Genomic DNA, 21,642 nt, shown 5'->3' with positions numbered 1-21,642 from the left:
CGGGAGCCGCACGATGCGCGAGATCGGTGTGCCCCACCCACGTCTTCCCCTGCCGGTTGCCGGCCAGCCGGATGACCCGGCCGCGTTTCTCCGCTGGCTGGAGGAGGCGATTCCCCTGGTCGAACACCTGGGCATCGCCGCCATGCACCGGGACGGGGAGCGCCTGACCTGGGACCTCACGCTGACGCCCAACCTCAACGACAAGGGCACCGGCTTCGGCGGGGCCCTGACCGCCCAGACCACGCTGCTGGGCTGGTGCTGGACCACCCTCTGGCTGCGCCAGCGCGGCTACGCTCGCGACGTCGTCGTGGCCGAGGCCAGCCAGCGCTTCCTCGCCCCGGTCACCGCCGATTACCGCCTGATCTGCGTCCCGGAAGCCGCCCAGGGCCCTGAAGCGCTTGCCGATCGCCTGGAGAGCCGAGGTCGTGGCCGGATCGCCCTGACCCAGCAGCTCTGGTGCGGCGACACCCTATGCCTGGAAGCCCGCGGCGACTACGCGGTGTTGCCGGCCGGATAACGCGATCGGACCGAAAAACGGCTTGCCATCCGACACTTAAGCCGATAACATGTGCGCCGTTCTGACGCATTAGGCGCAACGCCCAAGCCGAAGAACCACAATGCGGAGGGGTGTCCGAGTGGTCGAAGGAGCACGCCTGGAAAGTGTGTAAGTCGAAAGGCTTCGAGGGTTCGAATCCCTCCCCCTCCGCCACTGAATATAGATAAGCCGCTGATTTCAGCGGCTTTTTCTTTGCCTGCGTGTTTTTGGCCCGCACTTTGGACCCCACATCTGTGGGCTAGCTTTTTCCGAAAGGCACAGGATGCTGCGGACACTCTCATCCTTGTCCCGGCTTGCCTCTCGCCGCTTGGGGGCCAGTCAGACCCTCGCCCAGTGTCATCCATTAGTAAGCGAACGGGCATCACCGATTGCGAGTGATCAGGCAGTGTGCTGCCAGTGGTGGGGCAGGAGTTCGTGGACTTGGCTGGCCTTGTGCAGTGGTGAGTAAAGCTGCGATCCGGAAGCATGCTTTCGAGGAAGGGTGGAGCAAGAGAGCATAGTGCGGACCTTGGTGCCGTGCCTGTCCTGCCTGTAGCTTTGAAGCACTACCTCACCTCTGACGGCTACGACCCATTCCAAGCCTGGCTGGACGCCACCAAGGCCAAGGATCGCCACGCCGCCATGAGGGTACTGACGCGCTTGAGCCGGCTGGCTGCTGGCAATGCCGCGACACCAAGGTCGTTGGCGACGGAGTGCTGGAGCTGCGAATCGACTACGGCCCTGGCTACCGCGTCTATTACGCGAAGGTGGGCAGGCGCCTGGTGATGTTGTTGATCGGTGGCACCAAGAAGCGCCAGCAGGCCGACATTGAGCAGGCCAAGGCGTTTCTGGCCGACCACCGAAGGAGAGCTCGGAGATGAAAAGCCACGATGACGCTGTGATTGAGATGTTGCGCGATGACCCGGCGATGGCCGTTGACTACCTGCGCGCCGCCTTCGACGAGCTGGACGAGGAGGGGGGAGAGTCTGCCTTCCTGATGGCCCTGCGCCATGTGGTTGAAGCCCAGGGCGGCATGGCTGTCGTTGCCGAGCGGGCCAAGCTGTCACGCGAGAGCCTGTACCGGGCGCTGTCACCCAAGGGCAATCCGACCCTGCGCACCATGACCGCCGTCATCAAGGCGACCGGTATCCACTTCCACGACCTGACGCGGCAAGCATCCTGAAGCGTCTCCGATGACGGCATCTGGAAGCCTCGGAACAACGGCTGGTTTCCAGTGCCATGCCCAGCTTATAGGACATCATCCAGCGTCATCCTAGCGCCTTCCTGTTTGTGGGGCATTTTGTTGGTTATTCGGAAATTGAAACCCCAAGTCACTGATTCTCAGTGGTGCGAGGCGGACTCCCTCCGCCATGAATATCGAATAAGCCGCTGATTTCAGAGGCTTATTCTTTGTCTGGATGTTTTTGACCCGCACTTTGACCCAAACCCGTGGGCTGGCTTCCATTAGGTGCTCGCTGGATGCTTTTAGACTGCTTACCTCCTTGTGCTCTCCCGACTCCCCTTGAGGGCGCTGCAACTGCGTAAGAACCTTCGAGAGGCCCTGGCCGGGGGCTACTTCTTCTTGGCCAGTTTACGGCCCTTGAGCTTTCCACCGGTCCCCCAAGGCAGCTCGTAGAGCATGGGATCGCTCGACTTGAGGACTTCTTTCGATATGGCAGGCCACCACTTGATCAGTTGAAGGGCGGTCTCCCAGCCTTTCTTCTTGTTCCAGTCCTTACCCAGGTTGAAGATGGTGAGGCCCGCGTTTTCGAAGGCAAAGCGCTCAGGATCGCCTTTGTTGAAGCGATCTTTCGAGATAATGGCCCAGTTACCCTCTTTCTGGAGCTTCTCCAGCCACACCAAGTCTGGTGTGCCGGGGCCCCCATTGACCTCACGGGCATGTTTAACGGTGTGCCGCTCATCGCAGAGATCGGATAGGTGGTTCAGGGCTTTGGCAAGGCTTGGACTAAGGTTCTCGTCAATGAAGAAGTTCACCCGCCGCTATCCTTTTTTCAAAGTTAACGGCGCGAATCACCTCATCGACGGTGATATCGAGATTCCTGGCCACTGCATCGGCATCGCCATCCTCGGCTTCATAAGCCTTGAAGAGGGCAATGGTGGACATGTGACTTGGAAGGACGATCGGCTTACCGAAAGCAAACTTCGGGTCGACCACGATGCCGGGATCGCTGGGATCTGGTGACCAGCGAACCGGGTTGTTACTAGCATCGAAGGTGACGCGGTCCTTGATGGATGGGGCAACGACCTCGGTCATCACGTCCTGAAACTTGGCCAGGTCGGTCATGGCCGTTTCACCGTTGCCCTTAAAGGCCTTGAGGATCACGGCTTTCCCATCCGTAACCAGTTGAGGGTGCAGGAGCGGGTAGTCTCGCTGCATCAGCTCACTGAGGTTGGCCAGGGCCGAGCGGATGGTTTGCAGCGGCACGCCATGCTTGCGGAACTGGGCGACAGCGCGGATTTCCAGCAGGTCCTTAAAGCTCAGGGTGTCTTCAAGGCCCAGGGCTTCAGGTTCAGGGTGCCAGAGAGGGCCATTTTGGCCATCCTCGGCCAGCAGCCAACGGCGGATCTTGGCCGCATCGACACCGATGAGCCTCTCCGCTTGCTTGGGGCTGTAAAGCCCTATGCCTGCCAATGCCGTCATGGCACCTCCCGTCCTTTCCCTACACCCTGCGACCGGTTGGATACCGGTTCGTTCTTCTCGTGGGGGTCCTCTTTCAGTGTGGAGGACTATAGAGAAATGGTGAAGGCGGCTCAATGGAAAAGTGGTCTATATCGGTAGGGCTGAAGGTGCATGGCAATGAATTATCCATTTAGAAACAGTTGGATAGGATGTCATGGCCTGCTGTGTATGCTCGCCGAGGTAGGGCTCACGCTGTATGCGGGCAAGGCGGTTCAGTGCAGCTCTGGAGGGGGCACCTCCGCCACGGCCAGCTTGGAGCGGCCCTATTCGGCCATCGCTCAGGATCTGGAATAAGCCGTATATGGATTCTTCCTCGATCCATGTTGCACTGCACAAAAATCCCTGTTATTGTGCACTGCATCAGAGCGGGAATCTCCCGTTCCATGGCACCAGAACCCCGGAGGTTCCCATCATGACCAACGCATTCGCATTCGACGCCAAGCAGTTTGACACCACCCAGCTCGAGTCCGTGTTCTTCGCCCCGGCACGCGCCTTCGCTGCCCTGTCCGTCGACTATACCGAGAAGCTGGTCAACGCCCAGCTCGAGGCCACCAAGGCCTACGCCGACGTCAACCTGGCGCAGCTGCGCAGCCTGGTGGAAGTCAAGGACGCCGAAGGCCTTAAGAGCTACCTGGAAGGCCAGCAGCAGGTCGCCAAGGAGCTGACCGAGCGCCTGAAGGGCGACGCGGAGAAAGTCGTGGCCCTGCAGCAGGACTTCGTTCAGGAAAGCCAGAAGCTGACCGAAGGCAGCGTCAAGCAGGCCCAGGAAAGCGTCAAGCAGGCTACCGAGACCGCCTCCAAGGCCGTCAAGGAAGTCGCTCCCAAGGCCAAGTAAGCCTTAGGGAAGCGCAGCAAAGCGTTAGCTCGCGCCGACGCAAGCCAGGAAGCCGCCGATCCATGATCGGCGGCTTCTCTATGACCAGCCGAAATACCGACCGACACGCCCTTTACCCACTGATACGCTGACACTGGCAGGCGCTGAGCTCAGCCGCCGGCTGAAAGCCCGCTGGCGGTTTTAATGGAATAATTTTCCATTAAAACCAACCTGCGCTATCATGGCGGGTTCCATTCCCCTTCCCCTGAGGAGCCCTGCATGAGCTTTTTCGTCTATCTCTCCGGTGAGATCCACACCGACTGGCGCGACGAGATCCAGCGCGGTGCCGAGGCCGCGGGCCTGGATGTGGTCTTCACCTCGCCGGTGACCGATCACGACGCCAGCGATGCCGCCGGCGACCACCTGGGTGAAGAGAGCCGCCAGTTCTGGCGTGACCACAAGTCGTCCAAGATCAATGCCATCCGCACCCGCACGCTGATCGAACAGAGCGATCTGGTGGTGGTGCGCTTCGGCGACAAGTACAAGCAGTGGAACGCCGCCTTCGATGCCGGCTACTGCGCCGCCCTGGGCAAGCCCTACGTGACCCTGCACGGCGAGGAGATCGTTCACCCGCTGAAAGAGGTCGACGCCGAGGCCATGGCCTGGTGCACCACCACCGATCAGGTCGTCGAGATCCTGCGCTACGTCCTCAAGGCCTGAACCGGCACGGGGCCGATAGGCCCCGAATCCTGGACTACGCTGATCAGGGAAAACCACAGGGGTTCCCGGACAGCGGGCCGTGATGTCTGGAACCCATGACAGGAGGCTGCCATGGCGATCCGGCTGACCGACCCCCTGCGCCGCGAGTATGAGCGGCTCTTCGAGACCTGCGACATCCTTCCCGAGCGCCACGCCGAGGTGGAGCGCACCGTCGACCGGCTGCTCTCCCACCGCGACCGCTACCAGGCCGTGACCGAGCGCCGCGGGGTGCCCTGGTACTTCGTGGCGCTGGTGCACAGCATGGAGTCCGGCAGCAGCTTCAACAGCCACCTGCACAACGGCGACCCGCTCACCGCGCGCACCGTCCAGGTGCCCGCCGGCCGGCCCAAGCGCGGTAAGCCCCCCTTCACCTGGGAGGAGAGCGCCGCCGATGCCATGGCGCTCAAGCGCCTGGATGGCGACACCGACTGGAGCCTGGCCGGCACCCTCTACCAGCTGGAGCGCTACAACGGCTGGGGCTACCGGATGTACCACCCCCACGTGCTCTCGCCCTACCTGTGGAGCTTCTCCACGCACTACACCAGCGGGCGCTACGTGGCCGACGGGCGCTGGTCCGACACCGCCGTCTCGCGCCAGTGCGGGGCCGCCGTGGTACTGCGGCGGATGGTCGAGCGCGGGCTGGTGGATCTGGCCGACCAGCCGGCGGCCACCCTCTATGCGGAGGTGGCCGCCGAGCCAGCTGGGAGCAAGGTCCGGCAGGGCCCGATGGTGTCTCGCCATCGTATGCGACGCAGCCGCAGCGATGCGGAGACCGAGAAGGCCCGGCGGCTGCAGCGCTGGCTGACCAGCTTCCCCGGCATCTTCCTGAAGGCCGACGGTATCCCCGGGGATCGCACCTCGGACGCCTATCGCCTGGTCACCGGCCACTACCTGCCCGGTGACCCGCGCGGCGAGTAGCCCCGGCCCATGCGGGCTCCGTCCCGTGGAGCCGTGCCAGGGGGGGCGAGCGGCACGCTCGAACGCCGATCAGTGACTATCCTGGCAATAACGTGAGCGCCGAGGCGCCGGTGGAGGGGCGGTCTCGCCCCTCGGCGGAGTCACAACACGAGCGGGAGGCCGTGTCATGAGCCATCGTCCCCTGGTACTGCTGCACGGCTGGAACGACGAGGGCCGCTCCTTCGAGAGGCTGGTCGGGCACCTGCGCAAGCGGCTGGGAGCCGGACAGATTCAGCGTATCGCCATCGGCGATTACCTCTCCAAGGATGATGCCCTGCGCTTCGATGACCTGCAGGCGGCGCTGGATCGCGCCTGGACAGCGCGGGGTCTGCCGCGGGATGCGGCCAGCGTCGACCTTATCGTCCACTCGACCGGCGGTCTGGTGATCCGCGACTGGATGGCACGTCACTTCGCCCCCGATGCCGTCCCGGTCAAGCATCTGGTGATGCTCGCGCCGGCCAACTTCGGCTCGCCGCTGGCTCACATGGGACGTTCGATGCTGGGGCGTATCATCAATGGCTTCTTCAGCCGTCAGGCGGGGCAGGCGGTGCTGGAGACCGGGGCCAATATCCTGCGCGGCCTGGAGCTGGCCAGCCCCTTCAGCTGGGCGTTGGCCATGCAGGATCGTTTCGCCGAGGGCGAGGGCATCTATGTCCCCGGGCGTGTTCTGTGCACCGTGCTGTGCGGTAACACCGGCTATGGCGGGATCCGCTCGGTGGCCAACGAGGAGGGCGGCGACGGCACCGTACGCCTCGCCACGGCCAACCTCAACTGCGCCCATATGCGAATCGCCTTTCGCGAAAAGGAGCGCAACGCTGGCCGAGTCACCGTGCCCGAAGTGGTCGACTACCGGCAGGCCAGCGGACGCTGCGCCTTTCGGATCCTCGACGGGCTCGACCACTCGGCGATCAAGCTCGACGCCGCCGAAAGTCGGCTGAGCCGTGGCCAGAAGGACACCCTGACACTGATCGAGCGTGCCCTGACCATCGAAGACGCCGATTTCGACGATTTCTGCGATGAGTGCGAGGCGGCCAACCAGCGGCTGACCCGCCAGCCGGGGGATCGGCGCGGCAAGGCCGGCTTTCAGAACACCGTGGTGCGAGTGCGCGACCAGTTCGACGTGCCGGTGGAGGACTACCTGGTCGAGTTCTACGACCCAGAGCGTCCAGACGGTGGCGGACTGGCGCGCACCATCCACGAATCGGCGATTCGCAAGGTGCACCGCAATCGGGCCGACGCCTCGCTGCGCAGCCTGTATATCGACACCGCACGCCTGTACGAGGCCGTTGCCCGTGCCGACACCCGGCTCGGCATGTCGATCACCGCCGAGCCGATGCTGGATGAAGACGAGCAGAATGCCCGTTTCACTCCGGTGGGATTTCGCACCCTGGCCGACGAGGATATCGAGGACCTCTGCCTGGACGCCGATCAGCTGAAGTCGCTGTTCCAGCCCCATCGCACCCTGCTGGTGGAGATCTGCCTGCACCGCTCCCAGGCCGACAACGTGTTCCGCTTGAACGCTCCGCAAGACTGACCGGCTAGGGCTTCACTGGCTTCAATGGCGACAGAGGCGTCCTCCATCCGAGCCCTCGCGTTGGCCGACCAGCTGTTGGAAGCAGGGCGACTGCTCCAGTAGCTCGGCGCCGATGCGGCGCAGCGCATCCACCTCCTCCGCGGGCAGGCTGAAGCTGGTGGGGATGCGCTGGAAGCGCTCCCGCTCGGCGTCGTCTTCCAGCCGGTCGAAGCCCACGTAGATGTAGTAGAGATCGATCTGGTGCAGCCCGTTGCCGGCCTCCCGGGAGAGACGCTGGGCGTCGGCGCGGTCGCGCAGGGTATCCCTGAGCAGCTCGACCGTATCGAAGGAGTAGTTGGCCAGCGGCGTGGTGGCGATGGTGTTGATCACCTGTTTCGGGCCGGGGGAGCGGGGGGAGGTATCGAAGTTTGCCGCCAGGCGTTCCGGCTTGGCGTCCACCACGATCACCACCAGCTTGTCGACGATCTCCCGGTTCATCTTGTTCAGCACGCTCCACTCCACCTCTTGCAGGGTGGGGGCGCGCAGGGCATCGAGGGCGGGACGCAGGCCGATATTGTCGGAGACACCGCCGTCGAGCAGGTGCACGTAGTCGCGTTCGGGCTCCTGGTAGCGCTGCCAGTTGCTGGCACGATAGTAGCGGCGGGGGTTGGTCTCCAGGCCCTGCAGGGCGTTGGCGACCCAGGGCGGTTCCTCATAGCCGCAGCGCCCGGGATAGCTGTTGAGGGTCAGCGGCGTGAAGGCGATGGGAAAATTCGACGAGGCCGCCACGGCGCGTGACAGGGCGATGCTGTCCAGATCGACGCACATCGGGTCCAGCTGGGACTGCACGAAGGTGAACTGGGACCCCTTGTCCATGTCGGTGGCATTGATCAGCAAGAACGGCTTGCGGCCGTTGTCCGCGAGATCGGCGAAGCGGGCCTGGTCGAAGAGCAGCTCCTGATAGACCTCCTCGGCGAGCTCGATGCGCCCGAAGGTAGGCGAGGCGAGCCTCGCCCAATTGTAGGGGTTGAGCAGCCGGCGCTTCAGGTCCGACTCGACGTCCCGGTAGAGGAAGTCGCGCTGAAACCGGCCCCCCTCCTCGAAGATGGCGTCACGCTGCAGGCCGTAGTAGGCCGCGGTGAAGCTGCCGCCAGACACCGACGAGATGACGTCCACCTCGTCCAGCAGATTGCGTGGCTCGCCATCCATCTCGACCCAGCTGTCCCGCAGCTTCTCCAGCACGCCGTAGGCGAGCGCTGCGGCCCGGGTGCCCCCGCCGGAGAAGCTGAGGATCACGAACAGCTCCTCGCTGTTTTCCGCGCCCTGGAGGTTGGCGTAGCGGTAGCCGCTGGCGGTATCGACGCGCTCGAGCGGCTCCGCCTCGGGGAAGGAGGCGCAGCCGGCCAGCGCCGTCAATGATAGCAGCAGGCCGAGCGACAGCCTGGCGAGGGGGCTCACGGACCCGGCTCCTTGAGGGTGAACTCGACGATCAGCGGCGCCGTGGGCAGGGTGTCGATGACCTCGACTCGCTGGCACTCGGGCGCGAAGTCCGGCGGTGGAGCCAGCGTCACCGTATACCAGCCGGCATCGACCTGGCAGACCGTCTGGGTCCAGGCGGCGGGCTCGCCGTCGATCCAGACCTCGCGGCGATAGGGAAAGACGACCTTCAGGTATTCGGCCATGGTGTGGCTCCTAGAGCGTCTTCAGGTATTCGATTAATGCCGCCTTGTCCTCTTCTTCGAGCTGGGTGCCGAACGCGGCGCCTTCATGCCCCTGGTTGCTGTTGCCCGGCTCGGCGGTGTCATACAGGAAGCCGTGGCGTTCGGCGGCCTCGCCGTCATGGATGAAGCCCATACGCTCGGGATGGTAGACGTCGTAGCCGCGGTAGAAGCGCTCGGGGCGCTGATCGGCGGGCTGGAGCAGGTCTTCCAGGGTGGGCACCGAGCCGTTGTGCAGATAGGGCGCGCGCAGCCAGATGCCGGTCAGCGGCTTGGCCACATAGCCGTCGGTCTTGACGAAGGCGTTGAAGTCCCAGGGGTACGCCTCGGCGTAGGCGTTGTAGCGCTCTGCGGCCTCGGTGGTCCACATCTCGAGGCGGTGGGGGTCGGTGCCGATCTCCGTCTGGGGGATCACCGTGCCGATGCGCGCCCCCTCCAGGCCGTGGCAGCCGGCGCAGGTCCGCTGGAACACCGCTTCGCCCTCGGCGGCCAGGTCGGCGTCGAGGTCGTCGAGGAAGGGGTAGGGCGGCGGGCGCTTGGTCAGCAGGTACGCTTCCAGCTCGGCGAGGTCATCGACGGGCAGCGAATCGGGGCGGGCGCCGTCACCGATGGCGCCGCTCAGCACCACTTCGGTCAAGGAGTCGTTGAGGCCGTCCCAGTGCAGGGCGAAGCCCTCCTGCTCGTCCATCGCCCACAGCGGCATGATGTCGGAGTTGCCGATGGTGTCGTCCTCGGCGGGGTCCAGGGCCAGCAGGTCGGGGTGGAACTTGACCGGATTGAAGGGATCGATCCGCCCCGGCCCCCAGCGCGGGCGCTCCTCGGTCCAGGCGAAGCGGGCGGCCTGCTCCTGAAGCCCGTCCCGGGTCCGCGGAATGATCAGGAAACGGTAGAGCAGGCGGTCGAGCCAGGAGAGGTCGGTCTCCGCCTCGATGGCCGACAGCAGAGTGGCGGCGGTGAAGTCCGGGTCGTTGGCGGCATCCCCCAGGAAGGTCAGGTAGGCCTGAGGGTCGAAGGTCTGGTGGGGGCCAGTGGGTACGATCTGGCGTTCGGCGTCTTCAGCGATGCGGTAGCTGGCGGTATGGCAGGCCGCGCAGTTGATGGCGATACGTGGGAAGCCGATGGTCTTCCTGGAGAAGCCGGCCGGGGTTGGCTCGCCCTCCTCCCAGAGCATGCCCAGGGACTCGTAGCCGCCTTCCCCGGGCAGGTGCTGGGGAAAGACATCCGGCAGCACGCGCCAGATCCAGTAGGGAATGCCCTCTTCCTGCTCGGCGCCGATGGAGCCGTAGAGGTAGTAGGCCTCGACGCTGTCGAACCGCTGTGGCTCCTCGCGGAATAGCTGGTACCAGCCAATGGCTGCGATCACTCCACCCGCCATCAGCAGCAGGATTAGCCACACCAGCCAGCGCCGTGAGGGCTGTGAAGTGTCTCGGTGGGTGGAAGCCATGGCCGTCTCTCCTCGAGTGCGTTATGCCGTCTTTTCGGCCCGTCGAAGCAGCAGTAACAACACGCCCTGGGTCACGCCGAAGAACAGATCCATCAGGGCAAACAGCACGAATTGCGGATAGAGCAGGGTGAAGAACACCACCCCGGCGAAGCGCGCCAGGACCGCCAGCATGGCGATGGCCCGGTAGTGAAAGGGATCGAACGCCGCCGGCAGGTAGAACAAGCTGAGCAGGATCAGCAGCCAGGCGGCGAAGGCGGGCCACACCGTCTCGACAACCGCGGCGCCCCCCACCAGGGTAATCACCGCGTTGGGGGCAAAGACCGCCGGCAGGGCGAAGAGGAGGTTGGCCACTACCCCCAGCAGTACCATGGCACGAAATCCCGCTGCGTAGTTCCCCATCACCCGATTTCCTCCCTGGCATCGTGCGTCTGTGGCACCGTACTGGTGGGGAGCCAAACCCTGTGCTAGAGATTAGTAGTCAAGTTTCTCAGGGTCACGTTCAACCTGCGGGATTGAGGCATCTGGTCCTCGTGGAGCCTGGGGCTGCCAGTCGATATCCAACCGTTGCGTTAGGCTTTGTCTGAAAAGTCGGCGAGCGAAGGCCAGACAAGGCAAAAATCGGCGATAAGGCGGACCGGGCTCGCGTGCGAGTTTACGGGGTGTAAATGAGTACTTTGATCGGACTCGCGCACGAGCCGATTTTTAACGCCGTATGGTCGAGCGCAGCCAGTTTTCGGACGGAGCCTAGCAGCGCCGGCATTGTTCAGGGAGGAGTCCCATGTTCGGTCAGCGTGGAAGTGGTTTGCTCGGACGGGTGTTTCGGCGCATCAACAGGCGCCGCCAGTGGTATCGCTTTCCTTTCCCCATTGCCGTCCTCAATCTCGTCGCCCTGCGCCGCAACCTGCGCTGGCACAATCTCTATTCGACGGAACGGGAGCGCCCGCAGGATCCCGAGCGGGAAGAGATCGATGTCCGCCAGTTCCGCACCGCCGACGGCAGCTACAACGATCTGGCGGCACCGGCCATGGGCAAGGCGTATACCCGCTTCGGGCGCAACGTGCCGCCTGCCGAGACCTTCGGCGAGACCGGCGATAGGCTGATGACACCGAGTCCCCGAGTGATCAGCCGGCGCCTGATGACCCGCGACACCTTCGTGCCGGCGACCACCCTCAACGTGCTGGTCCCCGCCTGGCTGCAGTTCATGGTCCACGACTGGTTCAGCCATGGCAGCAATGACACCGAGGCCGAACGCTACGAGGTGCCCCTGGACGAGGACGATGACTGGCCCTGGGAGCGCATGACGGTGCTGCGCAGCCGTCGCGACACCACCCGCTCATCCGCCGATGAGGGCCATCCCGCTACCTTCCTCAATACCGAGACCCAGTGGTGGGACGCCTCCCAGATCTATGGCAGCAGCCTGCGCCGTCAGCGCCTGGTGCGCACCGACCCCGACAGCGGCGAACTGCTGCCCGACGGTAAACTCTACCTCAGGCCCGATGGCCACCTGCCGCTGGATGAGCATGGCATCGAGCTGGCGGGCGCCAACGGCAACTGGTGGGTGGGACTCTCGCTGATGCACACCCTGTTCGCCATGGAGCACAACGCCATCGTCGACCGGCTGCGCATCGAGCACCCCGACCGCGACGGCGAGTGGCTGTTCCAGAAGGCCCGGCTGGTCAATGCCGCCCTGATCGCCAAGATCCATACCGTCGAGTGGACTCCGGCGCTGCTCGATACCCCGGAGCTGCGGCTCGGCATGCGCGCCAACTGGTGGGGCGTGCTCGACGAGCACTTCTACCGCAGCCGGGGGCGTGTCAGCGACAGCGAACTGTTCAGCGGGATCGTCGGCTCGCCGGTGGACCACCACGCCGCGCCCTACGCCATCACCGAGGAGTTCAGCGCCGTCTATCGCATGCACCCGCTGATTCCCGATGATTTCAGCTTCCGGCGCCTGGCCGACGACAGCCTGATCAAGGAGTGCGGCCTGACCGAGGTGGCGGGCTCCCTGACCCAGGCGCTCTATTCGGACATGTCGCTCGGCGACGCCCTCTACTCCCTGGGCACTAGCCATCCCGGCGCCCTGGTGCTGCACAATTTTCCGCGCCACCTGCAGCAGCACGAGAAGCAGGCGCCCCATCATCGGGTGATCGATCTGGCCACGGTGGATGTGCTGCGTGACCGCGAGCGGGGAGTGCCGCGCTACTGCCGCTTCCGCCGCTTGATCGACATGCCGGCCCCCGGGAGCTTTGCCGAGCTGACCGACAATCCCGAGTGGCAGCGCCAACTGGAGGCGATCTATGGCGACGTGGAAGAGGTCGACCTGCTGATCGGCTGCCTAGCCGAGACCCCGCCGCCCGGCTTCGCCTTCAGCGATACCGCCTTCCGGATCTTCATCCTGATGGCCTCGCGACGCCTCAAGAGCGACCGCTTCTTCACCGATGACTACACCCCCGAGGTCTATACCCGGGCGGGCATGGAGTGGATCGACAACAACGGCATGAAGTCGGTCATCGGCCGCCACTTCCCCGAACTGGCGCCGCGGCTGGAGGGGGTACGCAATGCCTTCTTCCCCTGGAACCGCGGCTAGCACGGATAGAGTGGGAGGTGGTGTGGCCAGACGAGTGCATATACCCGGCCTGATCAGCCTCCTGGAGGTCACCGATCCCCGTGAGATTCGTCTGCTCGACGGCGACTCACGTCTCGACCGCTCCCTGGCCCCCGGCGGCGGCGTGATCAACCGCCTGCGGCTGGCCCGTCTGCGCCGCGCCTTCGTCTTCGACGCTGAGCCGCTGCCGGCCCTGCTGGGCCGCGAGGCCCAGGGTCGCGAATCGCGCCACGCCGAGCTGGAGCGGCGCCTGGATGAGTGTGCCGAGGCATCTTCCTGGCGCCAGGATCCGGCCTTCAAGACCCTGGTGGAGGCGGTGGCTCGCCAGGCCGAAGCCGAAGCGCTGGGCCCCGCGGCCCAGGGGCTACTGGGGCGGCGGTTCCGCGACGGTTACCACGCCGACGAGGCGACCTTCGCGGCCGCTCGGCGGCTCAACGACTATCCGCGTGTCAATGCGCCAAGGGCGCTGCTCCAGCGTCTAAGCGGCCGGCTTCGCCGGGATCGACGACTGCTGCATGAGCGGGCCCAGGGCGACCCCATGACCCTGCATGCGACAGGCGTGGCGGTGCATAACCTGGTGGGGGCGCTCGAGGCGATGCGCTCCCTGGCCGGCACGCCGGGCGCATCGGCGCTGCCCCGGGCGGCGGTGCTGGCGCGCTGCCTCAGCGTGCCCGAGACGCTGCTTCGCCAGGTACAGGTGCCGCTGTCGACGCCCTGTTCCCCGCGTCGCCTGGTGCCCGGCGATCTGGTGCTGCTGCGACTCGCCGAGGGTGTTCGCAGCAGCGGCGACCGGGACCTGGCCTTCATGGCCGATAGCTGGGGGCGCTGTCCGGCCCAGCGCTTTATCCTGGCGCTGCTGACCGATATCTGGGAACAGGCCGTGGCAGCATCCCGGTCAGGGGAGGGTGGACGATGAGCGAGGATGTCATCTTCTCGCCGCTCAAGTGGCGCAACCTGGAGGTCAAGAATCGTCTCTTCCGCTCGAACATCTCCGGGCGCTTCGACAACGAGGACGGCAGCCTGACCCAGACACGCATCAACTGGGAGTGCCAGTTCGCCCGGGGCGGGGTGGGCGCCATCATCTCCTCCTTCGTGCCGGTGCAGATGGAGGGGCGTATCGTGGCGGGCTACGCCACCATCCACCGCGATGACTTCATCCCGCTGTGGCAGCGGCTCGGCGAGGCCGTGCACCGCTTCGACTGCAAGTTCATCATGCAGCTCAGCCACTCCGGGCGGCAGATGGATCTCCCCGGGGTCCATAACCAGCATCGCCGGGCGCTCAGCGCCACCGACCACAAGGAGGCCCTGCACGGCTTCCTGTGTCGGGCCATGAGCGGCCACGAGATCGAGCGCACCGTCCAGGCCTTCGCCGACGGGGCCTGGCGGGCCCGGGAGGCCGGGCTCGACGGCGTGGAGCTGCACGCCGCCAACGGCTACCTGTTCACCCAGTTCCTGAGCTCGGCGATCAATGACCGGCGCGACCGCTACGGCGGCTCGCTGGCCAACCGCGCGCGCTTCCTGCTGGAGGTGATCCGCGCCATCCGCGAGCGGGTGGGGCCGGACTTCCACCTGCAGGTCAAGATCAGCGCCGTGGACCATAACGACATCCTGCCCTGGGAAGGCAAGGGCAATACCCTGGCGGAGACCCTGCAGGTCTGCCGCTGGGTCGAGACGGCGGGCGCCGATGCCCTGCACGTCTCCATCGGCAGCCTCTTTCCCCACCCCCTGAACCCGCCGGGGGATTTCTCCTTCGAGACCATTGCCAGCACCTACGACGCCATGCTTTCCGCCGGGGTCGATACCTTCCGCAACTACCTGCTGTTCCGCTATTCGGCGCTGCGCTGGATCTTCCGCTGGCTGTGGTTCCGTCACCAGCGCGGCCATGCCGTGGAGGGGGTGAGCCTGGACGAGGCCCGCGCCGTCCGCCAGGCGGTGGGCATTCCGGTGATCAGCACCGGCGGCTATCAGCGCGCCTCCCTGGTGCGCGAGGCCATCGGCAGCGGGGCTTGCGACGCGGTCTCCAGCGCCCGGGCGCTGATCGCCAACCCCGACCTGCCCCGACAGTGGCAGGCCGGACATGACGCCCCGGCACGCCCCTGCACCTTCTGCAACAAGTGCCTGCTCAACGCGCCGAAGAACCCCCTGGGCTGCTATGAGCTATCCCGCTTCGACGGCGACCACGAGCGCATGATCGCGGCCCTGATGGCCATCTACGACACCCGACCCGAGCTGCGCCTGCCCCCGGTGCCGCCAGCGCAGAATCCATGAGGCCGCCATGAGACGACAGGAGCCGCCCGTCACCGCCGTGCAACAGGAGGCCCGCCGCCGACGCTGGCGGCGCTTGCCGCTGACCCTGCTCGCCCTGGTCGTGGTGGTGGCCGGGGGGCTGGTCCTGGCGATCGGCGTGCCCACCCTGTGGCGCTACAGCGGCGAGTCGGTGCGTCACTACGCCGATCCGGAGACCCACTTCCGGCATGGCTCCATCGGCAGCGAAGTCAGCGGGCTGCCGGTCCGGATGTGGCGGGTACTGCCGGGCCTCTTCCCGGAAGTCTTCGGCGACCGGCACTACGAGGTATTCGGCTTTCTCTACGCGCCGGGCGACGAGTCGAGCCGCGGGGATCTGCCCATCGGCCTCGGCACGCGGGAGGTGCGCGGCGTGGAGATCGCCTGGTTCAACTGTGCGCTCTGCCATGTGGGGACGGTCCGCGAGTCGCCCGATGCACCGGCGCGGCAGATCTCCGGCATGCCGTCCAACAACCTGGACCTCTACGCCTTCATCGGCTTCCTGCTGGAGATCGCCGACGACCCGCGGCTGGCCCCGGATCGCGTGCTCGACGAGATGGAGGCCCAGGGCCAGCGGCTGGGCTGGATCGAGCGGCGGGTGTGGCGCTATGCGGTCCTGCCCCGGGTGCGCGAGGGGCTGCTGGAGACCCGGGCGACGCTCGGGCCGCTGCTGGCCGAGCAGCCGCCCTGGGGGCCGGGCCGCGTGGATACCTTCAATCCCTACAAGCTGCTCCAGTTCGACATGGACGTGGCAGAGCTGGATGAGTCGGAGCGGATCGGCACCAGCGACTTCCCCGCCGTCTTCCTGCAGCGCCCCCGCCAGGGCATGGACCTGCACTGGGATGGCAACAACGCCTCGCTGCAGGAGCGCAACCTGAGCGCCGCCATCGGCGCCGGGGTGACCGAGGAGAGCGTCGACCACGCCGGTATCGAGCGGGTGGCCGACTGGCTGCTGGACCTCGCGCCGCCGCCCAGCCCCTATCGCCCCGACGCCGATAGCGTGGAGGCCGGCAGGGCGCTCTACATGCGCCACTGTGCCGACTGTCACGGCTACCAGGACGGCGACCGCTACGTCTTCGAAGGCGAGCACCTTGGCCAGGTCGAGCCCAACGACCGGCTTGGCGTCGACCCGGCCCGGCTCGACAGCTACACCGAGACCCTGCGCCGCTATCAGCTGACCCTGTTCGAGGATGACGAGCGCTACCGCTTCCGGCACTTCCGCAAGACCGACGGCTACGCCAACCTGCCCCTCGACGGACTCTGGCTGCGGGCGCCCTACCTGCACAACGGAGCCGTGCCGACCCTGTACGATCTGCTGCTGCCGCCGGCCCAGCGCCCGCCAGCCTTCGTGCGCGGGCTGGACGTGCTGGATCAGGAGAAGGGCGGTTTCGTGGCGCCCGACTGCACGCCCGGCGAGCCCCTGGAAGAGGGCTTCTGTTTCGATACCAGCGAGCCCGGCAACGGCCGCCAGGGGCATGCCTACGGCACCGAGCTGACCGCGCAGGAGCGCTCGGCTCTGCTCGACTATCTGCTGACGTTCTAGAGGGGCAACTAGGGGCAATATGCCCGGGAGCACGATAATGAATACCTCACACGATGTGTTCGCGACCTACCGGCGGGTGATGAAGGTGGGCATCGCCCTCAATGTGCTGCTCGGCCTGTGGCTCTGGCTCTGGCCCGTCAGCCTGCTAGGCATCATGGGCGCCGACCTGCCGTATCCGCTGACCTGGGTGCGCTATGCCGGCCTGGCCATGATCGTGGTCGGGCTGCTCTATCTGCCGGCCGCCCTGGCGCCCCTGCACAATCGGCTGGTAGCGCTGCTGTCGATCCTGTTCCGGGGGCTCTTCGCGCTCTTCTTCCTGTTCGCCTCGGGCCTGCTGTGGCTGCCGGCCCTGTTCGAGGCGGTGTTCGCCGTCTTTCAGGGCGTGACCTTCTGGCGGGCCTGGCGGACGGACCTGATGGCGAAGCCCTGACGCAGTGGTGAGAAAACTAGTCCATAGTGTATGAGTGCAGGCCTTTGCGGCCGTAATAGCCAATCCGTGATGAATCCACGTTCGGTCCCACCGGGCCGCAACTGTTGTTATATTGCAAATATCTCATGCATTCGGAAGGGTGACAGGATGTCCATACCTCCCCTGCGGTCGGTGCTCTGGAAGGGCGCTTGCCTGGTTTTGCTGGTTGGCTCGCCCGCGCTTGCAGCGGAGAATGCCCTGCGGGTGGGGGTCTACCACAACCCGCCCAAGCTTCAGCTGGGCGAGCAGGGCGCACCCTCTGGCATTTTCGGCGACCTGCTGGTGGCCATGGCCGAGGAGGAGGGCTGGCAGCTGGAGCCCGTTCCCTGCCGGTGGCAGGCGTGCCTCGACGAGCTCGAGGCGGGCGAACTCGACCTGCTGCCGGATGTGGGCTGGACCCCGGCCCGGGCCGAGATTCTGGATTTTCACCGCCTGCCGGCGCTGCACAGCTGGTCGCAGGTCTATCAGGGGCAGGGCGAGCCGCTGGAGTCGGTGCTCGACCTGGAGGACAAGCGGGTGGCGGTGCTGCAGGGCTCCATGCAGCAGGCCTACCTGGGGCAGCTGGCCGAGAACTTCGGGGTGTCGGTGACCTGGCTGCCGGTGGATGACTTCGCTTCGGGATTTGCCGCCGCGGCGGAGGGCCAGGCCGATGCCGCCGTCGCCAACCACCTGTTCGGGGACTGGAAGGCCCGGGAGTATGGTCTATCGGATACCCCGATTCTCTTTCAGCCCGCACGGCTCTTCTACGCCAGTGCCGGCGGCCGCCATCCCCAGGTGCTGGCGCGGATCGACGACCACCTGGAGCGCTGGCGGCAGACGCGCGCCTCCCCCTACTACGCGGCCCTGCAGCGCTGGGGCGGGGCCGAGCCTTCCCCGCTGGTGCCGGCGAGTCTCTGGTGGGCCATGGCGGCGCTCGCGGCACTGCTGGTGGTGGCCCTGGTGGCGGGGGCGCTGCTCAGGCGCAAGGTGGTCCTGCGTACCGCCGAGCTTCAGGCCAGCACGGAGAAGCTGGCGACGATTCTCGACAGCGTCGAGGCCTTCATCTACATCAAGTCCCCCGATCTTCGCTACCAGTACGCCAACCGCAAGGCCTGCGAGCTGCTGGGGGTTACCGAGACCGAGATCATCGGCAAGAGTGATAGCGATCTCTTCGACCCGGCCACGGTGGCCGAGCTGCGGTTCAATGACCAGCGGGTCATCCAGGGGGGCGAAAAGGTCGTCGCCGAAGAGACGAACGTGCTGGTCCACGATGGCAGCAGGCGCACTTTCCTGTCGGTCAAGCTGCCGCTGCGCGACGCCGGCGGGACGATACACTCCCTGTGCGGCATCTCCACCGACATCACCGAGCATCGCGCGATACAGCAGCGCAATTTTCGGCTGACCTTCTACGACTCGCTCACCGGCCTGCCCAATCGCCGGCTGCTGCTCGACCGCTTGGACAAAGTAGTCAACGGCCACCGGCGCACAGACTGTTACGGGGCGCTGTTCTGCATCGACCTGGACAACTTCAAGGTGGTCAACGACCTCCAGGGCCTGCTCCAGGGCGACCGGCTGCTCCATCGGGTGGCCGAGCGGCTATCGAGCGCGGTGCGGGAGTCCGACACCCTGGCCCGCCTCGGCGCCGACGAGTTCGTGCTGCTGGTCCACGACCTCGGGCCGGACGTCGATCGCGCCGCCCATATCGCCGAACGCCTGGCCGAGAAGCTGCTGGCCGCCATCCTCGATGCCCGCGATGTCGACAGCCAGGCCCTGCCGGTGACCGGCAGCATCGGCATCACCCTGTTTGCCAGCGGGCAGGCAAGCGTCGACGGTGTCATGCAGCAGGGCGATTTGGCGCTCCAGCAGGCCAAGGCCGCCGGCGGCAACGCCCTGCGTTTCTTCAATCCGGCAATGCAGGCAGCGGTCATGACGCGCGTGCGCCTGGAGGCGGACCTCCACCATGCCCTGGCCCGAGACGAGCTCAAGCTGCACTACCAGATCCAGGTGGACGTGAAGGGGCGGGTCACCGGCGTGGAGGCCCTGCTGCGCTGGGAACATCCAGAGCGCGGCATGGTGTCCCCCGGTGACTTCATTCCGCTGGCCGAGCAGAACCGCATGATCCTGCCCATCGGCCACTGGGTGCTGGAGACTGCCTGCCGCCAGCTGGCCGAGTGGGCGCACCAGCCCGAGTGGGAGGCGCTGAACATCTCGGTCAACGTCAGCCCGGTGCAGTTTCACCAGCCGGACTTCGTGGCCAGGGTCGAGCAGGTGCTGGCGGCCACCGGGGCCAATCCCCGGCGGCTGGTGCTGGAGGTCACCGAAAGCCTGCTGATGAGCGACCCGGAGCGGGTGCGCGAGACCATGCTGGGCCTCCACGAGCGGGGCATTCGCTTCGCCCTGGACGACTTCGGCACCGGCTACTCTTCGCTCAACTACCTCAAGCGCCTGCCGCTGGATCAGCTGAAGATCGATCAGTCCTTCGTCAACGACCTGCTCGATGACTCCGTAGACGCGGCCATCGTCAAGACCACCATTACGCTGGCCGAAAGCCTGGGGCTCGAGGTCACCGCTGAAGGGGTGGAGACCTCCGCCCAGCACGAGTGGCTGAGGGCAAACGGCTGCCTGGCCTACCAGGGCTACCTGTTCGGCCGCCCGGTGCCGCTGGTGGAGCTGGCGCTGGATGCCTATACCTTCTCGCCGCCCTCGTGATCCAGCGGCTTTCCCCATTGCCGGCCGACTGCGTTAAGCTGTGCGGAGAGGCCGGCCAAGGACGGTACTCGACCACCCGCGACAATCGACCGGAGAGACTTCATGCCGTTTCGTTACCTGCTAGCCGCCGCCGCTCTGACCCTGCCCTTCGCCGCCGTGGCGGGCAGCCCCAATATCGTGCCGGGGCAGTGGGAGTTCACCAGCACCACCACGGTGGAAGGCGATATCCCGATTCCCGACCAGACCGAGACCCACCAGGAGTGCATCGTCCAGGGCGACCTAGACGACGCCGACTTCCAGTTCCTGGAAGTGGAAGACGACTGCGAACTGCTCGAGCACAACGTCTCCGCCGACGGCATCGACTATCAGATGGTCTGCTACGCCGAGGGCGGCCAGGCCGACATCGACGGTCGCATGGACTTCCTGGGCGAGACCGTCGAAGGCAACATCAACGTGGTGGCCGACTCCCCCATGGGTGAAATGACCATGCGCACCACCGTCAACGGCGAGCGCCTCGGCGACTGCTGAGGGAAGGCGTGATAGCCTGTCGCCCTATAGTTGTCAGAGGCGCCCATGGCCACCAACCATCACGACACCGGCTACAAGGAGCTGTTCAGCTACCCCGAATTCGTGCAGCAACTGATCGAAGGCTTCGCGCCAAGCGATATTGCTGGGCTGATGGACTTCTCGACGCTCAAGAACCACAGCGGCCACTACATCACCCCGCTGTTCGAGGAGAAGATCGAGGACGTGGTGTGGTCGGTCGAGATCACCTGGGAAGGTGTGACCCAGCGGGTGTTCCTGTACATCTTGCTGGAGTTCCAGTCCTCGATAGACCGCACCATGCCGATCCGGCTGATGCACTACGTTGCCTGCTTTTACAGCGAGCTACTCAAGCAGAAGGTCATCACACCCGGCCAAGGCCTGCCGCTGGTGTTTCCGGTGGTGCTCTACAACGGCTCGAAGCCCTGGACGGCACCGCTGGATATCTACGAGATGGTGCAGCCAGAACCGCCGGGGTTCCTGCAGGTCTATCAACCGCACCTGCGCTACTACCTGGTTGACGAAGGGCGCTATACTGACGCGGAACTGGGCTTACGCCAGACCCCGCTAAGCGGGGTGTTCAGCGTCGAGAACGCTGGGGAGAGCTGGGACGCTTTGCAGCAGGCCGTGGACCGTGTCGTGGCGATCATCCAGGCCGATCCCAACAAAGAGCGCATAGACCGGATCATCACCCGCTGGCTCAAGCGCCATTTGCAGCGGCTTGAAGCGGAGGTCAACCTGGATCGGCTCAACAGCCTGGTGGAGGACAAAGATATGCTGGCAGAGAACTTAGAGAATTTGGTGAAGAAAGAGCGGTTGGTAGGCCGTCAGGAAGGCCGTCAGGAAGGCCTTCAGGAAGGTCGTCAGGAAGGCCGCCTGGAAGAAGCGCGAGAGGTCATTCGCACCCAGCTCGCCTTCAAGTTTGGTGAGGTGCCTGAGTGGGTAGAGGTGAGGCTCGCACAAGCCGACCATGATCAGCTGAAAGGCTGGATGCGCGATGTGCTGTTCGCCAACAGCCTGGAAGAGATGTTCAAGCACTGACTTACCGGCGTATATGGCTCAATCCGCCA

At 65.5% G+C, this 21,642-nt stretch carries 21 protein-coding genes and 1 tRNA gene; 16 read left to right on the top strand and 6 right to left on the bottom strand.

Going from position 1 to position 21,642, the window contains the following annotated elements; translation table 11 throughout:
• The first annotated feature begins 13 nt into the window (after nt 1–13).
• The 4 genes from HOP52_RS06080 (at nt 14) to HOP52_RS06065 (ending at nt 1,718) form a co-directional block, all read left to right on the top strand.
• Nucleotides 14–517, top strand: a complete 504-nt coding sequence (locus HOP52_RS06080) for a YiiD C-terminal domain-containing protein (protein ID WP_238976483.1) — start codon at nt 14–16, stop codon at nt 515–517.
• A gap of 104 nt (nt 518–621) precedes the next feature.
• Nucleotides 622–709: transfer RNA gene (locus HOP52_RS06075), tRNA-Ser, on the top strand.
• 539 nt (nt 710–1,248) lie between these two features.
• Entirely contained in the window at nt 1,249–1,416 is a 168-nt protein-coding gene (locus HOP52_RS06070; RefSeq protein ID WP_238976482.1) for a type II toxin-antitoxin system RelE/ParE family toxin, read from the top strand.
• On the top strand, nt 1,413–1,718 hold the full coding sequence (locus HOP52_RS06065) for an addiction module antidote protein (protein WP_238976481.1): 306 nt from the start codon (nt 1,413–1,415) through the stop codon (nt 1,716–1,718). The genes HOP52_RS06070 and HOP52_RS06065 overlap by 4 nt, the downstream gene beginning before the upstream one ends.
• Nucleotides 1,719–2,107: 389 nt before the next feature.
• On the opposite strand, the gene HOP52_RS06060 is transcribed toward HOP52_RS06065, so the two are convergent.
• Together HOP52_RS06060 and HOP52_RS06055 are read right to left on the bottom strand one after the other, a co-directional pair.
• Nucleotides 2,108–2,530 carry a PIN-like domain-containing protein gene (locus HOP52_RS06060; RefSeq protein WP_238976480.1) on the bottom strand — a complete coding sequence of 141 codons (423 nt, stop codon included), beginning with the start codon at nt 2,528–2,530 and terminating at the stop codon, nt 2,108–2,110.
• Nucleotides 2,514–3,197, bottom strand: a complete 684-nt coding sequence (locus HOP52_RS06055; protein WP_238976479.1) for a helix-turn-helix domain-containing protein — start codon at nt 3,195–3,197, stop codon at nt 2,514–2,516. The genes HOP52_RS06060 and HOP52_RS06055 overlap by 17 nt, the downstream gene beginning before the upstream one ends.
• A 451-nt stretch (nt 3,198–3,648) precedes the next feature.
• Between HOP52_RS06055 and HOP52_RS06050 the strand changes: the two genes are divergently transcribed.
• The 4 genes from HOP52_RS06050 (at nt 3,649) to HOP52_RS06035 (ending at nt 7,300) form a co-directional block, all read left to right on the top strand.
• Entirely contained in the window at nt 3,649–4,071 is a 423-nt protein-coding gene (locus tag HOP52_RS06050; RefSeq protein WP_238976478.1) for a phasin family protein, read from the top strand.
• A 258-nt stretch (nt 4,072–4,329) separates the two neighbouring features.
• Nucleotides 4,330–4,770: a YtoQ family protein gene (locus tag HOP52_RS06045; RefSeq protein ID WP_238976477.1), complete on the top strand. Its 441-nt coding sequence runs from the start codon at nt 4,330–4,332 to the stop codon at nt 4,768–4,770.
• Nucleotides 4,771–4,881: 111 nt separating this feature from the next.
• Nucleotides 4,882–5,727, top strand: coding sequence for a hypothetical protein (locus HOP52_RS06040; RefSeq protein ID WP_238976476.1), 846 nt, complete (start codon nt 4,882–4,884; stop codon nt 5,725–5,727).
• Between the two features lie 166 nt (nt 5,728–5,893).
• On the top strand, nt 5,894–7,300 hold the full coding sequence (locus tag HOP52_RS06035) for an esterase/lipase family protein (RefSeq protein WP_238976475.1): 1,407 nt from the start codon (nt 5,894–5,896) through the stop codon (nt 7,298–7,300).
• Nucleotides 7,301–7,321: 21 nt separating this feature from the next.
• Here HOP52_RS06035 and HOP52_RS06030 read toward each other — a convergent pair whose 3' ends face one another.
• Genes HOP52_RS06030 through HOP52_RS06015 form a run of 4 tightly spaced genes read right to left on the bottom strand, consistent with a single transcriptional unit; the run spans nt 7,322 to nt 10,840 of the window.
• Nucleotides 7,322–8,737, bottom strand: a complete 1,416-nt coding sequence (locus HOP52_RS06030; protein WP_238976474.1) for a patatin-like phospholipase family protein — start codon at nt 8,735–8,737, stop codon at nt 7,322–7,324.
• Nucleotides 8,734–8,961, bottom strand: a complete 228-nt coding sequence (locus tag HOP52_RS06025) for a hypothetical protein (protein WP_238976473.1) — start codon at nt 8,959–8,961, stop codon at nt 8,734–8,736. The genes HOP52_RS06030 and HOP52_RS06025 overlap by 4 nt, the downstream gene beginning before the upstream one ends.
• Nucleotides 8,962–8,971: 10 nt before the next feature.
• The gene (locus tag HOP52_RS06020; protein WP_238976472.1) at nt 8,972–10,441 is read right to left on the bottom strand and encodes a c-type cytochrome; all 1,470 of its coding nucleotides are present in this window, start codon (nt 10,439–10,441) and stop codon (nt 8,972–8,974) included.
• Nucleotides 10,442–10,462: 21 nt separating this feature from the next.
• The gene (locus tag HOP52_RS06015) at nt 10,463–10,840 is read right to left on the bottom strand and encodes a hypothetical protein (protein WP_238976471.1); all 378 of its coding nucleotides are present in this window, start codon (nt 10,838–10,840) and stop codon (nt 10,463–10,465) included.
• A gap of 379 nt (nt 10,841–11,219) precedes the next feature.
• On the opposite strand from HOP52_RS06015, the gene HOP52_RS06010 reads away from it, so the two are divergent.
• The 8 genes from HOP52_RS06010 to HOP52_RS05975 all read left to right on the top strand — a co-directional run bounded on the left by HOP52_RS06010 (nt 11,220) and on the right by HOP52_RS05975 (nt 21,613).
• Nucleotides 11,220–13,028, top strand: a complete 1,809-nt coding sequence (locus tag HOP52_RS06010) for a peroxidase family protein (RefSeq protein ID WP_238976470.1) — start codon at nt 11,220–11,222, stop codon at nt 13,026–13,028.
• Between the two features lie 22 nt (nt 13,029–13,050).
• A complete protein-coding gene (locus tag HOP52_RS06005) occupies nt 13,051–13,962 on the top strand; it encodes a hypothetical protein (RefSeq protein ID WP_238976469.1) in 912 nt (303 codons plus the stop codon).
• Complete coding sequence (locus HOP52_RS06000; protein ID WP_238976468.1) at nt 13,959–15,314, top strand: NADH:flavin oxidoreductase; 1,356 nt, start codon at nt 13,959–13,961, stop codon at nt 15,312–15,314. Before HOP52_RS06005 ends, HOP52_RS06000 begins: the two co-directional genes overlap by 4 nt.
• 7 nt (nt 15,315–15,321) lie before the next feature.
• Nucleotides 15,322–16,872, top strand: a complete 1,551-nt coding sequence (locus HOP52_RS05995) for a c-type cytochrome (RefSeq protein ID WP_238976680.1) — start codon at nt 15,322–15,324, stop codon at nt 16,870–16,872.
• A gap of 37 nt (nt 16,873–16,909) precedes the next feature.
• Nucleotides 16,910–17,302, top strand: coding sequence for a hypothetical protein (locus HOP52_RS05990; protein ID WP_238976467.1), 393 nt, complete (start codon nt 16,910–16,912; stop codon nt 17,300–17,302).
• Nucleotides 17,303–17,449: 147 nt separating this feature from the next.
• Nucleotides 17,450–20,029, top strand: a complete 2,580-nt coding sequence (locus HOP52_RS05985; protein ID WP_238976466.1) for an EAL domain-containing protein — start codon at nt 17,450–17,452, stop codon at nt 20,027–20,029.
• 102 nt (nt 20,030–20,131) lie between these two features.
• Nucleotides 20,132–20,557, top strand: coding sequence for a DUF3617 domain-containing protein (locus tag HOP52_RS05980; RefSeq protein ID WP_238976465.1), 426 nt, complete (start codon nt 20,132–20,134; stop codon nt 20,555–20,557).
• 45 nt (nt 20,558–20,602) lie between these two features.
• Complete coding sequence (locus HOP52_RS05975; protein ID WP_238976464.1) at nt 20,603–21,613, top strand: Rpn family recombination-promoting nuclease/putative transposase; 1,011 nt, start codon at nt 20,603–20,605, stop codon at nt 21,611–21,613.
• Nucleotides 21,614–21,642: the final 29 nt, after the last annotated feature.

Source organism: Billgrantia campisalis, assembly GCF_022341425.1.
GTDB classification, from domain to species: domain Bacteria; phylum Pseudomonadota; class Gammaproteobacteria; order Pseudomonadales; family Halomonadaceae; genus Halomonas; species Halomonas campisalis.
Note: the sequence above shows the minus strand (reverse complement) of the source record. Positions and strands in the feature narration are given on the sequence as shown.

Excerpts from the sequence above, each read along its gene's own strand:
- HOP52_RS06080 (WP_238976483.1), top strand. The coding sequence starts at position 14 with ATGCGCGAGATCGGTGTGCCCCACCCACGTCTTCCCCTGCCGGTTGCC.
- HOP52_RS06065 (WP_238976481.1), top strand. The coding sequence starts at position 1,413 with ATGAAAAGCCACGATGACGCTGTGATTGAGATGTTGCGCGATGACCCG.
- HOP52_RS06055 (WP_238976479.1), bottom strand. The coding sequence starts at position 3,197 with ATGACGGCATTGGCAGGCATAGGGCTTTACAGCCCCAAGCAAGCGGAG.
- HOP52_RS06050 (WP_238976478.1), top strand. The coding sequence starts at position 3,649 with ATGACCAACGCATTCGCATTCGACGCCAAGCAGTTTGACACCACCCAG.
- HOP52_RS06045 (WP_238976477.1), top strand. The coding sequence starts at position 4,330 with ATGAGCTTTTTCGTCTATCTCTCCGGTGAGATCCACACCGACTGGCGC.
- HOP52_RS06040 (WP_238976476.1), top strand. The coding sequence starts at position 4,882 with ATGGCGATCCGGCTGACCGACCCCCTGCGCCGCGAGTATGAGCGGCTC.
- HOP52_RS06035 (WP_238976475.1), top strand. The coding sequence starts at position 5,894 with ATGAGCCATCGTCCCCTGGTACTGCTGCACGGCTGGAACGACGAGGGC.
- HOP52_RS06025 (WP_238976473.1), bottom strand. The coding sequence starts at position 8,961 with ATGGCCGAATACCTGAAGGTCGTCTTTCCCTATCGCCGCGAGGTCTGG.
- HOP52_RS06020 (WP_238976472.1), bottom strand. The coding sequence starts at position 10,441 with ATGGCTTCCACCCACCGAGACACTTCACAGCCCTCACGGCGCTGGCTG.
- HOP52_RS06015 (WP_238976471.1), bottom strand. The coding sequence starts at position 10,840 with ATGGGGAACTACGCAGCGGGATTTCGTGCCATGGTACTGCTGGGGGTA.
- HOP52_RS06010 (WP_238976470.1), top strand. The coding sequence starts at position 11,220 with ATGTTCGGTCAGCGTGGAAGTGGTTTGCTCGGACGGGTGTTTCGGCGC.
- HOP52_RS06000 (WP_238976468.1), top strand. The coding sequence starts at position 13,959 with ATGAGCGAGGATGTCATCTTCTCGCCGCTCAAGTGGCGCAACCTGGAG.
- HOP52_RS05995 (WP_238976680.1), top strand. The coding sequence starts at position 15,322 with ATGAGACGACAGGAGCCGCCCGTCACCGCCGTGCAACAGGAGGCCCGC.
- HOP52_RS05990 (WP_238976467.1), top strand. The coding sequence starts at position 16,910 with ATGAATACCTCACACGATGTGTTCGCGACCTACCGGCGGGTGATGAAG.
- HOP52_RS05985 (WP_238976466.1), top strand. The coding sequence starts at position 17,450 with ATGTCCATACCTCCCCTGCGGTCGGTGCTCTGGAAGGGCGCTTGCCTG.
- HOP52_RS05980 (WP_238976465.1), top strand. The coding sequence starts at position 20,132 with ATGCCGTTTCGTTACCTGCTAGCCGCCGCCGCTCTGACCCTGCCCTTC.
- HOP52_RS05975 (WP_238976464.1), top strand. The coding sequence starts at position 20,603 with ATGGCCACCAACCATCACGACACCGGCTACAAGGAGCTGTTCAGCTAC.